Raw genomic sequence first — 13,268 nt, forward strand, 5'->3', positions numbered from 1 at the left:
TAATGAAATTTTCCCTCAAAACGACCTTTTTGTACCGGCTGGGGCTCCTCCTGACGCTGACGACTGCCGCCAGCAGCTGCAGCAAGGATGAATTCCTGGACGTTAACGATAACCCCAATCTGCCCCAGTCCGTGACGCCGAACGTGTTGCTGACCGGTATTGAAGCCACTACAGGATTCGCCGTAGGTAACGAACTGGGCCGGGTAACGTCCCTGCTTATTCAGCATCAGGCCGGTATTGCTAACCAGCCTGCTACCTATGACACGTACGCGCTACGCGGTGCGTTCGACAACTCGTGGAACTTCGAACTTTACGGTGGTGCCCTCATCAACACCCGGCTGCTAATTGACCAGAACCAGGCTACCAACCCGGTATACGCTGGTTTGGGCAAGCTGATGCGCGCCTACAACTTCGCGCTGGCCACGGATCTGTGGGGCGATGTACCTTACTCCCAAGCCAACCTGGGGCCCGCTAACCTGCAGCCGCGCTTCGATGCCCAGCAGGATATCTACCAGGGCAATACTGCTTTGGGTATCGAAAGCCTGTTTGATCTGGTGCGTAGTGGCATGAAAGATCTGGACAATACCAGCAACCTGTTGCTGCCGGGGACGGCTGATGATATTGTATACAAGGGTGACCTGGTCAAATGGCGTCGTTTCGGTAATACCCTGCTGCTGAAGCTGGCTAACACCATCAGCCGCAAAAACCCTGATCTGGCGCGCACCGTAATCAATGAAGTGCTGGCCAAAGGCCCTACTGCCATTATTACGTCGAACACCGATGATTTTGAGGTTCCGTTCGGTACATCTGTTGGTAACCAGAACCCGCTGTACTCTTACAACTTCGTGAACCGGCCCGATGACCAGATGATGAGCCGGCGTTTCCTGGATTCCTTGCGCATCGTGAGAATACGACCCGCCTCGGGCACCCCGCCACGTCCCGATACCGTGTTCCGCAACGACCCGCGTTTGCCCCGGTTCTTCACCACTACTCCCCGCACCACGGCGGCCTCGAAGACTCCTTTCGGTTTCTTCACGGGCTACGATAATGCCGGTACTCAGGCAGTGCCGTTGCGGGTAAACCGCTCACGCTACGCTCCCTACGTAGTGGGTGTTTCGGGCGAGGCCCCCGTACGGCTGGTCACCAACTTCCAGCGGGCCTTCATCCTGGCAGAATCGGCGTTGACGCTGGGTACCGCCGGAGATGCGCAGGCTTTGTTTCAAGAAGGTATTCGGGCTTCGATGACGAAAGCAGGCGTATCGGCTACCGATATCACGGCGTATTTCGTGGCAAACCCGAGTCTGGTTACGTTGTCGCCGGCAGCGGCTGACAGAGATAAAAACCTGAACAAGATCCTTACCCAGAAATGGATTGCCTGGGTTGGCAACGGATACGAAGCGTTCAACGATTTCCGTCGCACGGGCTATCCACGTCTGCAAATTGTGCTGTTCCCTAGTTCTGATAGCCCTTCGAGCATCCCGGTGCGCTTGTTCTATCCCAACTCGGAAATCTCTACTAACACCAGCCAGGTGCCAACTCCGCAGCCGAACGTTACGGCCCGCGTATGGTGGGACATCGACTAGTAGATCAACTGCCTAACTTTCATTTTGCCTTCGTCATGAAAAAAAGAGTTTCATATATCTTCAGTCTGCTCACTCTGGCCATTGGCCTGGGTGCCTGTGAAAAGGATTACGGTTCCGATTCACTAGGGCCGCTTCAAGACAGTATAGCAGATATTCCCGTCACGGTTACTAACCGAGAATTCTTCGAGCGGGTGCCTATTGTTACGGCCTCCGTGAAAACTGTGGTGCCGGCTCCCGGCACCGGCAATGGACCCTTTTCCATTACCTTCGAAATTCCGGCTGACAAGGGAAAGATCCGGGAAATCTCCCGCATCAATACTGGTACGCAGGGATTGAACCTGTTGCAGAACGGCACGGCACAGCAAGCGCTCAACTACAATGGCAATGCTGCTGCCCCCGGCTATCGGGTAATACCTGGCAACGGCACGAATCAAATAACCTTTACTTCGAGCCTAGCGGAGTATGGTGCCTACCGTACCCGGGTAGCAGCCCTGACGGGAGGAGCAGCGGTTAATGCCGGCCAAACTCCGGTGGTAGCTCCCAATACTACCTTCAACGCCCAAAACCCGAATCAGCTGCGCTTCTTCTTCATGCTTACGCTGGAAGATGGCCGCGAGATTATCCCGATGGAAGTCCGGATTCGTGTAGTGGATTAAGGATTCCAATCCTTCCCGAGCATAAAAAAAACCCTGGCATTCGTCAGGGTTTTTTTATGCTCGGGAAGGATTGGAAAAGGCTGGTTATTGTAGGGCTGTACAGCGCAGAGGCTGAAGATTTTCTGCCGTTGCCGCTGGCGCGTTCCCCACGCCCGCCAGCGCCAGATGCAACTCGACTCGACCAGCATCCGCGTCCACCAGCACGCGGCCGGGGCTGCCAAAAAAAGGCCCCAGGCCATCGGCCGCAGCCGGGGCGGGCGCACCCCCAAGCTCCACCTGAGCTGCGACGGGGCCGGCAACGTGCTCAGCTGGATCCTGACCCCGGGCCAGGCCAGCGACTGCCCGCAGACGCTCTGCTTGCTGGCCCCGCACCTGGCCCGGTCTGCGCAGTTATGGCCGACACAGCCTACGACAGTGATGCCTTGCGCGGGTTCATCGTCGTGGCCGGGGCCCAGGCCGTTGGTCTGTCCACCCCGCATCGGCGCCGCGTCCTTCATTTTGACCCCTGCGCTTACGCTCAACACCACCACATCGAGCAAATGGAATACATTGAAACAACACCGACGCCTCGTCAACCGCTACGATAGCCTCGATGCCTCCTTGCAAGCATCCCTCTGCGCACGTATCGCCTGCTCTGCCTTAACTGAGAACACCCCTAGGGTACCTGAACACGAATTGAAGGTGCATGCAGATTGGCTTCCTGTTTCCTGTTTCAATGCGCAAAATGTGGATAACTCCTTTGTTTACTTAGGATGAGCGCACTTCAGTAGTTCTAATCTCACCGCACCCGCACCACGCCGGCTCCATTGTAGGAGTGGTACTCGGCGTTGTACATGGCGTCGGCACTCACCGGGCCCAGCCGGAACGTGCCCTTGGACACGGCCCGGGCCACGTAGTAGAACGACTTGGGCGCGGTGGTAACGGTGGTGAACAGGTTGATCCGGTCGTCGCGCAGGTCCAGGTAGTCTGGGTTAGCGGCATCCTTAGCCCAGGTGATGTCGCGCACGGCGCCGATGCGCGGGTTCTCGATTTCCAGGCCGGCGGGCAGCAGGTCGGTAATGGCCACGTTCTTCACTTCCCCGGCCGCATCGGCGCTCTGGATGGTGATGCGGACGATGACCAGGTCGTTCTGCCGGAAAGTCGGGGAGCCGATGGCGTTGCCGCTGCGGTCCAGAAACTGCCGGCGCACCCTCAGGAAGGAGTCTTCCTCCCGCACCACGTTGGTCGGCGACACGCCCTCAGTTTCCCAGAAGTAGTAGAGGCTGCCGCTGCCGGCCGTGCGCAATGCTATCTGCCGGTTGGCCACGTTATTTATAGTGAGGTCCTTGCCGGAGAACCGGCCGATTTCCTTCGCGTCGGCCGTAATAGCAGCCGTGGCGGTGCTGGTGGCATTCCGGCGGGCTACTTTGCCCAGGGCTAATAGCGCAAACGCCCGTTCCTGGGTGCTGAGCCAGCCGGCCTGCTTCACCTGCCGGCTGAGCTGGCGCGTGAGCCGGGGCACCATGGCGTTGGCGGGGTCGGCTTCGAGCAGGGCGTTCAGAATCAGGGCGTCGTCGCGCAGGGGCGAGTAGAAGCTGCCGTCGAGGGCGCGGCGGGCGGCACGGTCGGTGAAGGTGGTGGGCAGCAGGTCACGGAAGCCGCGCTGGTTACCGCCGATGGCCTGGGCGGCGGCCAGCAGGAAGCGCGAGTCCTGGGCCAGCAGCTGGCGGTTGGCCTTGTAGTAGTTCAGAGCCACGGCATCCTGACGGCCGGCCAGGGCCAGCACGTACACCGAATAGGCAATTTCCTTCTTGGCAATAACCTTGCGGCGGGCAATGCTGCTCCCGTCGAAGTAGTCGTACTCCTCGGTTTCGCGCTTGCGGGTGCGGGCCTGCAGGTATTGGAGCGTCTTGTCGAGGGTGCTCTTGTTCACCTCGAAGCCGGCGCGCTGGGCTTCGAGCAGGAAGTGGGCGGCGTAGGTGGTGGCCCACCAGTTGTCGTAGTCGCCGCCGGGCCAGTAGCTCAGGCTGCCGTTGTAGAGCTGCTGGGCCTCGATTTTACGGATGGCTTCCTGCACGTTGTAGTTCGGGTTGAAGCGCGTGCCCTTGGCCTGCTGGCCGGTTTTCTGGCCCAGCGAAGCCGTCAGGTCGCCGTAGTAAAGCTGGGGGAAAGCGGCCGACACGGTTTGCTCCAGGCAGCCGTAGGGGTACTGGAGCAGGTAGCGCAGGTCCTTGGCAAACTCCGTCATCGGCGAGCGGCTCACCACCAGCTGGCTGCGCAGCGTGGCGGGCAGGAAGTCGGTTTTCAGGTTCAGCTGCTGGGCACTGCCGCCCTGCACGCTGCCCGAGCCGGTGACCTTTTGCAGCGGGGAAGCGGGGCGGATTGGGAGTTCTACCCTTTCCGTGAATTCCTGCTTGGTGTCAGTAGCAACGACGACAACCCGCACCGCATCGGTGCCGATTTTCTGGCGGGCTTTTATGCGGAAGCTCACCCGGCGCTCGGCGTTGGGCATAAGCACAACAGCCTGCGCGGCGTCCCACGTGAACTTCGGGTGGTTCCCATTGCGCATTTCCTCTTTGGAATATACGACTTCCAAAAGCCCGTCATGCTGCGTGAGGCTCTGCGGATACGAGGTGCTGCCGGAAGTGGCAGCCGTGGCAGTTTTTCCATCTTTCAGCACAAGACTTACCAGGGCTTTGATCTTGTTGCTTGTCGTGTTCGTCAGCGTCACGGGCACGTCAATCGTGTCGCCGGGGCTGAGGAAGCGGGGGAGGCTGGTGCTGATAACCACCGGGTCGGCGATGCGCATGGTTTGCTCGGCGCTGCCAAAGGCTTCTCCCTTGTAGGCCACGGCCATGATGCGCACGGCCCCGCTGAACTGCGGGATGCGCACCCGGTAGCGCACCTTGCCGCTGGCGTCGGCGCGGAGCACGCCGCTCCATTTGGCCAGCAGCTGCACCCGGCGCGAGGGCACGGGCGTGGTGCGGCGGGAGAGGTCGGCGCCGTCGCCGCCGGAGGAGCTGGTACCCAGCTCGGGCAGCAGAAAGGGGTACACGTCGTAGGCCTGCACTTCCAGGGCGCGCTTCTGGTAGAAGTAGCCGTAGGGGTCGGGCGTGCGGGTATCCTTCAGCTGCAGGATGCCCTCATCGACTACCGCAAAGGTCACGGCAGCGCCGGGCGCGGTGCTGGCTTCGATGGTCTGCCAGGTCTGGGAGCGGCTCTGGGCGGCGGCTTTCAGCGCCACAGGCAGGCGAGTGCCGGGCTTTTCTACCGTGAGGGGCACGAAGCCCCGGGCTACGGTGAGCGGCAGGCGGTTGTCGGTGATTTCGCGGATGGCGGTGGCCGTCACGTAGATGTTGGGCACGTGGTTGCCCCGAATCGGGATGCTCACCCGCGCCGACTTCTGGTCGGTGGTCACGTAGAAATGGTCGAGCACCCGGTCCCGCTCCACCGTCACGAGCACGCGGCCGGGGAAGGGCGTTTTGAGCAGGAGTTTGGCGGTTTCACCGGGCTGGTACTTAGCCTTGTCGGCCTCAATGGTGACTTCACCCTCGTTGTTGACCTCGAAGGAGTTGCTCTGGGTGTCGCCGTAGCCGTAGGCGTAGAAGCGGCTGGCCACGTAGGTAGCGGCGCCGGGCCGGGACACGCGCACCTCGTACTCGCCGGAGGAAGCGGGCGTGAAGTCGAGGCTGGTTTCGGTACCGATGGTGCGGCTCAGGGTCAGGATGGCCTGCTCGCGCTTCTGGGAGTTGTACACGTAGCGGCCACCCTGGCGCTCGATAACCGTTTCCCACAGCAGCCGCACCACTTTAATCCGGGCGGCGGCGCTGGCGGGCTGGCCCTGGGGCGTGAGGGCCACGAAGCGCAGCGGCAGCGCCTGGCGCGTACTCACCAGCTCGGGCAGGCGCTGAATCCCGAACAGCACCGGCTGGGTCTGCACTTCGAAGGTGGCCAGGCGGTTCACGGGCCGGCCGCTTTCGTCGAACACCGTGGCGAAGGCTGCGCCTTCCAGGGTGCCCAGGTCGGCGTAGTCGGGTACTTCGTAGGTAGCGGTGCCCTGGCCGGTGGCGTCGGTGGTGCCTTCGCGGGTGGTTTTCTCGAAGCGGTCCGAAATAGAGGTGCTTTCTTCCTCGCCGAAGTTTGTGCGCTTCCGCTCCCCGGTGCTGATGTTGAACTCGTAGCCGGGGTAGCTTTTGGGGTTGAAGGACTTGGCCTTGAGCGAGAATTCCACCTCGAACTTGCGGTCGGCGGCGGGCGGTCCGAACAGGTTCAGGGCCGTGATATTCGCGGACACTATACCGCCGGGGCGGACCACGGCGGGCGTGGCTTGCACCGTCACCTTGAGGCGGTCGGGAATGAATTCCTCCACCGAGATTTTGCGCGAAGTCAGCAGCACGTCGTTGCCGGTCAGCACTTCCAGGGTGTAGAGGCCGGTCATGACGGCGGGCGGCAGAATAAAGCGCGACTCAAACGCGCCGTCGGCCGAAAGCTGCTTGCGCAGGCTGGCGTATTCCCTGCCGGTGGGCAGCAGCAGGCGGATTTTCACCGGCAGATTCTTCGGTGGGGTCTGCCAGCTTTCGGTGCGCACCACGGTGTTGGTGCGGATGGTGTCGCCGGGGCGGTACAGGTCCCGGTCGCCGTAGAGGAAGGCCTGGTAGCGGGCCGCGTTGCTTTGCAGGCCGCCCACATCGAAGCGCGAGGTTTCGACCCGGCTGGTGGGCAGGTTCAGAAACGTGAAGTCGGACCCGCGCTGGGCCGTGACCATGCTCAGGCGGAAGCGGCTGGTGGCGGCGGTGCTGTCGAACACGGCCACGCCCGCGCTGTTGGTGGTGCCGCTGCTGATTACCTGGTTGTTGGTACTCACAAACCGTACGCTCACGCCGCCGAGCGGGGTAGCATTGCGGATGGAGTTGGCAAACACCAGTGTGCGGCCGGCCTGGCCCTGCTTCACAATCAGGCCAATATCCGACACCGAAATCAGCTTGCTCACCTGCAGCCACTGCCGCTCGGTGTCCTGCACCTTCACGATGTAGAGTCCCTTCATCGGCCCGGTGAATTCCAGGTCTTTCAGACTCAGGTTCAGCAGCCGCAGCCCGTTTTGTTTGGGCAAACCGGCCACCGGGTAGGTGCGCTCGGTCAGCACGCTGCCCAGCGTCTCGACGTCGTAGTAGTTGTAGGATTTGTCCTCGTACTCGCCGCCTTCACTTTCGCCCCCGCCTTCCTCGTCGTAGTTGTAGCCGTACTGCTTGCCGCCGCGCAACAGCTGCTGGATGTTGTTGGCGTAGACCTTGGCGATGGTGACCTGCACCTTTTCCACTTCCGCGATGCGCACGCCCAGGTTGCGGCTGCCCAGCGCATCGAGGTACATGGCCTTGTCGCCGTTGGCGAAGCTCAGGCTGGGGCGCTCATCCACGAAGGAGGCGGTTTGGGTAAATGGTTCGGCCAGCTGCCCGCCCAGCAAGCCGCGCATACCGCTGCGCAAGCTGAGCTGGTAGGTTTTGTCCACGTCGAAGCCGCCCTTGAGCACGAAGCCGCTTTCCAGCGCTTCCACCGAATACTCCACCGCCGGCGACACGGTGAGCAACGCCGGAATTTCGGCGGCCGATACGGGCTGGTTGGTGAGCACCGTAATGACCGGGTCGCCCTCCACGATGGAAGCTACGACTTCGCGCACCAGCAGCGTCTGCTGGTCGGGTACGGCTACCTGCGCGGTGAGCGGCTTAACTGTCGCTTGGTCAGAACCCAGGGCGCGCAGGCCGGGCGCTACTTCCAGCGTCACGGGGGAGCCGGGGCGCACGTCCTGGGTCAGGGCCACGCCCACGATGCTGTCGGCTTCGGCCGATACTATTTCAAACGCCACGGGCTTGCCGTCCTGGGTGACGCGCAGCAGGGGCTGCAGGTCGGCGGGCTGCACGGCGTAGTTGAACAGCAGGTTGGCGCGCATCTCGGCAGAGCCCGCTACGCGCCGGCTCTGGCTCCAGAACAGCTGCGGATCCTGCATGCGCAGCGCCGGGGTGTGAAACCGGGTTCTACTCAGCGCGGGCTCTTTTTTCAGCTTCAGTGCTGCCAGCGCCACCGGCCGCCACTGGGCCTGAAACGCGGTGGCGGGCCGAAACGGCTCGGCCGGGGAGAAGGTCAGCTCCCGGGCGCTGGTCCACTTGAACTTGCCGCGCACGGCGGGCTCAAACTGCACGTACTGCAGCGTATCCCAGCGGCTCACGCGGCCCTCGCCCACGGGCTCGTCGAAGGTGAAGCTGATGTTCTGGTAGGGGCTGATTTCCTCGCCTTCGGCCCCCGCACCCGCCGGGTCAGACTTGGAGCAGGCGCATAGCAGGGCCAGCAGCACCAGCAGCGGCAGGCGAGATAAACGGAACGGTATCATACGGATAGGCGGGGAGTGGAAGGACGCCGGAAGGTATGCAAAAAGGGGGTTGGGTAGTTGAGTCTGATTCCCCGTAATTTGACCTTTTACCTTCTTATTCGCTTTGACAATGCCGGTTGAATTGCTTCTTGATTCCTCTGATGAAGATCTGCTGGATGCCGTGCGCGTCTGGGTCAGGCTACTGGAGCAGGAGTATTACCACGAAGCTTTTGCATACACTCACCAAGACCCGTATCACGAGTGGACTCCTGAATTGATGCGGAACGTTATCTATGGCTACGGAATTCCGGAATTGGAACCAGGAGAGCCGCTTTACAAAGTCACTTCTGTGGACGCAGTTGTTGAGAGCAACGATAAGCCATCCGCAGAAGTAACATTTCACATGCCTCGTGAGCATCACATGGAAGGGACCTAGGCTGTAGCCGAAATCTGGTTTTCTCTTCCGCTAAATGATAGATGGAGCGATTTAACGGCTACGTTCAACGTGTTGTATATGAAAGACCAGGTGTCGCTTGAACTGCAGGAAATTCATGTGTTCTGACGTGATTACAGTAGGAAAGCAGCATGGCAGCCGCGTAGCGGTGCTACGTCGATAGCAAACTGAGGAAAGGCATCAGCAGCAGCCAAATGGCAGCATTACAGTATCAACTCCTTCCTCCACCGCCCGCACCGATGCCGCTGCTCACCGAACTAATCCTGGCCCTGCGCCGCCACTGGCCCTACTACCTGGCCGAAGCGGTGGGCCTGGGCGTGTTCATGCTCAGCAGCAGCCTGCTGACGCTGGCGCTGGAGCATCCGGCTTCCGGGCTGCACCAGGCATTGGTGGCCCAGGGAGCGGGGGAGATGCTGCGCCGCGTGCCGCTGGGAGTAGGAATGGGGCTGGTCATTGTGGGGCTGGCTTACCATCCGTGGGGCAAACGGTCGGGGGCGCACATCAATCCGGCGGTCACGCTGGCCTTCTGGCAGTTGGGAAAGATGCGCCGGGCCGATGTTTTCTGGTACATCCTGGCGCAGGCCGGGGGCGGACTGGCGGCCGCCCTGCTGCTCAAAGCCGGGCTGGGTACCTACCTCGGGCATCCCCGGATCAATTTCACCGTTACCCAGCCCGGGCCCGACGGGGCGGCTCTGGCTTTCGCGGCCGAGTTTGGCATCTCCTTCGTGCTGATGCTGGTCCTGCTGCTGACCCTGCACTCAGCCCGGCTCAAGAAGGCCTCCGGCTGGTTCATCGGGGCATTGATTACCGGGTATATCATTTGGGAAACGCCCTACTCCGGTATGAGCCTCAATCCGGCCCGGAGCCTGGCGTCGGCCGTGGCGGCCCGAAACTTTGCCGACCTCTGGCTCTATCTGGTGGCTCCGCCGACGGCTATGGGGCTGGCTACCGCGCTTTTTCAGCGCTTGCACCCGGTACGGGCTGCCGACCCAGGGAGGGCCGGGGAGTCTGCTGGTGAGTCGCCCCACTATCCGAATCCGGCCCCTTGATTTGGGTCTGCTTCCGGCGGCGCCTTGTCGGCTTCATTTATAGCTATCCTTACGCCTGGTTCGCCCGCGGCCAGGCCGTACATTCGGCCATCGAACGTATCCTTAGCCAGCTTCAAGCTTCACTACCGCAACCATGCAAAAACTACTACTGCCTGTTCTGTTGCTATCCGCATTAAGCCTTGCGGCGCAGGATCTGCCTGCCGAAGTCCCGGCTTACAAGACCTACAAGGCCTCTTTCGGGATTCTGGCTAATCCCAGAGTGATTGGGGTGCAGACGGAAGCCCGGTTTCTGTCGCACTTTGGGCTCCGGGTAGCCGCTACGCAGGTATTCGATGCCCACCACCGCCAGAATGAGTTCAGCGGCGGCGGACTGGGCTTGGTTACCTACTACATCCCTTTGAAAAATAAGCGCATCGAGCCCGTGCTGGGACTGGGCGGGGTGTACTCGCTCTACCACTGGGATACGGGCTACGACCGGGGCAACCTAACCGACCTCAACGTGGGCGGCGGCGTGGGCGTGAACCTGCGGTTCAGCTCTGATTTTCGCACCGGCTTCAGCGTATTGGCCGCCAATGGCTTCGTGGCTGATTACGTGGAGGGCAGCATGCGCACCGGGCGCCGCAAGCTGCTCATCATGCCCGCGCTGACGTTTGATATTTTGCTGTAAATCACTTAGGGGAGTGCCGGGGGTAGCCTGTTTGCCGTGGCTACCCCCGCCATTTGCCTTTGCCGGCCGACCGGTGTTCCCGCTTCCGCTTGGCTTCAGCGTCCGTACGGACTGTCGGACCGAAACCGCCGCTCAAACTCTTCGCGGGTGCAGATGGACGACACGTGCGTTACCCGGTCAATGGCCAGCACACCGTCCAGATGGTCGATTTCGTGCTGAATCAGCTCGGCCAGGTCATCTTCCTGCCCAACCCGGGTTTCGTGCCAGGCGCCGGCGGGGTCCTGGTAGCGGACGCTAATCCACGCGTGGCGCTCCACTTGCATGAAAATCGCCAAAAAGGACAGGCAGGCGCAGCAGAATAAGGCGCTGCGGCTCGCCGATCTGGGGGGCCGCAATGGCGCGGCCGTAGCCGGTGGTCGTGCGCCAGTGGGCTACGGTATCGGCCAGGTCGGCGATGATGCGGCTGGTTTCCGCCGAGGTGGGGTCGGCGACGGGGGCGGCAACGGTACGCAGCAGGGGGTTGCCAAGCTGCAGAATTTCACGAATGGGCATAGCGCAGTCGGCCGGGGTTGGAGATTAGGGCTTGGTACGAATGGCGCGTACCAACGCCGCCAGCTCGGCGGCGGAATAGACTTTGCCGCGGGTAAGCACGGCATCTATCTGCCGGATGTTGGCAATGTTCTGCAGGGGATTTTGGCGCAGAACCACCAGGTCTGCGTCCTTGCCAACGGTAACGGTGCCGCTGGTTTTCTCTGCGCCCATGAAGCGGGCCCCGTTGATCGTGGCGGCCTGCAGTGCCTGCGTCGGCGTGAGCCCGGCGGCTACCAGCAGCTCCACCTCGCCTTGCAAGGAGGCCCCGGGGTAGATGTATGAGTTGAAAGGCCCGCTGTCGGAGCCGGCCAGTAGCAGCACGCCGGCGGCCTGTAGCTGCGGCACCAACGTCATGAAGCGGGCAGTAAGCTTTTTGCCAAAAGCCACTGCCGTGCCCGACTGCTGCCGGGCGCTGGCCACGCGGCGGGCGTACGTAGCCTGAATCTGCGGGGAGATGTACGCCAGCAGCGAATCACGGCTATGATCGACTTCGGTTATCTCCGCCAGGGTTTTCTGAATAAACAGCGTGGGGACGACGGCCGTTTTATGAGCGGCCATCAGTTTGAACGTGCGGGCAGCTGCGGCGGGGTCGTAGGTGGCGTACAGCGCCGGGAGCACCGCAAACAGCCCCAGCGGCTTGGCCGTGCGCAGGCTCTGCTGCACCAGCGCCGTGAGGCTGTCTTCCTTGCCCGAGCAGGCCTTAAAAACGTAATACAGATGCTCCGTGGCGTCGAGGCCCTGCCCGATGGCCTCACTCAGCTTCACCGAATACGGCATGTGGCTGGTGGTGCGGAGGCCGCGTTTCTGGGCGGCGGCCAGCACGGCCAGATACGCCTCGCGCGAAATCTTGCTGTCGTAGATCTTGACGTAATCTACCCGCAGCTTTTGGAGCGAGTCCAGGGCACGACTGATCTGGAGGGGCGTTTCCACTTCCAGCGAGCCGGGCCAGTAAGCTCCCGGACCGTCTATTTTGGGCCCTGAAGTGAAGATGCGTGGCCCGGGCAGCGTCCCGGCTTTTATGCGCTGCTGCCACTGCCTCACGGCCGGCGTAAGGTCGCCGCCCGCGTCGCGCACCGTGGTGATGCCGTGGGCCAGAAACAGCGGCAGCACGCTTTGGTTGGCCCGGATCAGGCTGTCGCCGCCCCGGAAGTGCATGTGCATATCCCACAGGCCGGGCAGCAGGTACTTGTTGGTGCCGTCCAGGGTTTGGGCGGCGGCATAGGTCCGGGTGCCGGTGGGCTCCACGCGCCGAATGGTGCCGCCGGAAATGGCTACGGTTTGGTTGGGCAGCTGCCGGCCCGTCAGCACATCCACCACGTTGATGTGCTGAATAACCACGTCGTAGGTTTCGGGCGCAAAGCCGCTGCTACTCCCCAGCACGGCCGCCACCAGCAGATTTCCAGAAATTTTTCTCATGCAAACAAAGGCCGCAGTAACCGGGGAAAAGTCCTGACCCCGCACTGGCGCCGGGGAAGATACTGCCGCAAATGATTTGAACGGCAAAGCCCGGGCAATGACGGACGGCTGCCGGGGAGGCGCCGCGCCTCCCCGGCGGTGCGCCGAAAACCAGCCGGGAGCTGCGCGCAGACGACGGTACTCGCCATCGGCGCAGCCTGCGCCCGGACGACGACGGTACCTGAGCAGCAGAAGCGGCAGCTCCGGATACGGCACCAAAAAGCCCCGACCACGGGTGTAGTCAGGGCTTTTTGAGGGGAGTAAACCGTCCTTACGGATTCACATGCTTCAGCTTCAGGCGACGACGCTCCTGGTTTTGCTTTACGCGGCGGTGCAGGGCTTCCTGAGCCGTTTCTACCCGCTCAACGGTTTCCGACTGGCTATTTTCGGCTTTGGTGGTCTTAGTCGACATATGAAAAAAGTTAAGTTCTGCCCAAAGATACGCTTCTCTGGCACATGGTTTAGCCTGGGGC

Annotated in this window: 8 protein-coding genes and 2 pseudogenes; 6 read left to right on the forward strand and 4 right to left on the reverse strand. The window is 61.8% G+C overall.

Features of this window, described 5'->3' with window-relative positions:
• The first annotated feature begins 2 nt into the window (after window positions 1-2).
• The 3 genes and pseudogenes from ABD842_RS06210 to ABD842_RS21180 all read left to right on the forward strand — a co-directional run.
• A complete protein-coding gene (locus tag ABD842_RS06210; RefSeq protein WP_345111548.1) occupies window positions 3-1,583 on the forward strand; it encodes a SusD/RagB family nutrient-binding outer membrane lipoprotein in 1,581 nt (526 codons plus the stop codon).
• Window positions 1,584-1,618: 35 nt separating this feature from the next.
• Window positions 1,619-2,239 (forward strand): hypothetical protein, encoded by a 621-nt coding sequence (locus ABD842_RS06215; RefSeq protein WP_345111550.1) that lies wholly within the window; start codon window positions 1,619-1,621, stop codon window positions 2,237-2,239.
• Window positions 2,240-2,410: 171 nt separating this feature from the next.
• Window positions 2,411-2,587 (forward strand): annotated as a pseudogene (locus tag ABD842_RS21180) (transposase); the annotation flags it as partial.
• A gap of 430 nt (window positions 2,588-3,017) precedes the next feature.
• Here the strand turns inward: ABD842_RS21180 and ABD842_RS06220 are convergent.
• Window positions 3,018-8,600, reverse strand: coding sequence for an alpha-2-macroglobulin (locus tag ABD842_RS06220; RefSeq protein WP_345111553.1), 5,583 nt, complete (start codon window positions 8,598-8,600; stop codon window positions 3,018-3,020).
• Between the two features lie 109 nt (window positions 8,601-8,709).
• Here ABD842_RS06220 and ABD842_RS06225 point away from each other — a divergent pair, with 109 nt between their 5' ends.
• The 3 genes from ABD842_RS06225 to ABD842_RS06235 all read left to right on the forward strand — a co-directional run bounded on the left by ABD842_RS06225 (window position 8,710) and on the right by ABD842_RS06235 (window position 10,749).
• Window positions 8,710-9,015, forward strand: a complete 306-nt coding sequence (locus ABD842_RS06225; protein WP_345111556.1) for a hypothetical protein — start codon at window positions 8,710-8,712, stop codon at window positions 9,013-9,015.
• 257 nt (window positions 9,016-9,272) lie between these two features.
• On the forward strand, window positions 9,273-10,082 hold the full coding sequence (locus tag ABD842_RS06230; protein ID WP_345111559.1) for an aquaporin: 810 nt from the start codon (window positions 9,273-9,275) through the stop codon (window positions 10,080-10,082).
• Between the two features lie 133 nt (window positions 10,083-10,215).
• Window positions 10,216-10,749 carry a hypothetical protein gene (locus ABD842_RS06235; RefSeq protein WP_345111562.1) on the forward strand — a complete coding sequence of 178 codons (534 nt, stop codon included), beginning with the start codon at window positions 10,216-10,218 and terminating at the stop codon, window positions 10,747-10,749.
• 95 nt (window positions 10,750-10,844) lie between these two features.
• Here the strand turns inward: ABD842_RS06235 and ABD842_RS06240 are convergent.
• From ABD842_RS06240 to ABD842_RS06250, 3 genes and pseudogenes are all read right to left on the reverse strand, one after another.
• Window positions 10,845-11,301, reverse strand: a pseudogene (locus ABD842_RS06240) (peptide deformylase).
• Between the two features lie 24 nt (window positions 11,302-11,325).
• Window positions 11,326-12,756, reverse strand: coding sequence for an amidohydrolase family protein (locus tag ABD842_RS06245; RefSeq protein ID WP_345111565.1), 1,431 nt, complete (start codon window positions 12,754-12,756; stop codon window positions 11,326-11,328).
• Window positions 12,757-13,066: 310 nt separating this feature from the next.
• Complete coding sequence (locus ABD842_RS06250) at window positions 13,067-13,207, reverse strand: hypothetical protein (RefSeq protein WP_345111567.1); 141 nt, start codon at window positions 13,205-13,207, stop codon at window positions 13,067-13,069.
• Window positions 13,208-13,268: the final 61 nt, after the last annotated feature.

The sequence above is a fragment of the Hymenobacter algoricola genome (assembly GCF_039539525.1).
GTDB classification, from domain to species: domain Bacteria; phylum Bacteroidota; class Bacteroidia; order Cytophagales; family Hymenobacteraceae; genus Hymenobacter; species Hymenobacter algoricola.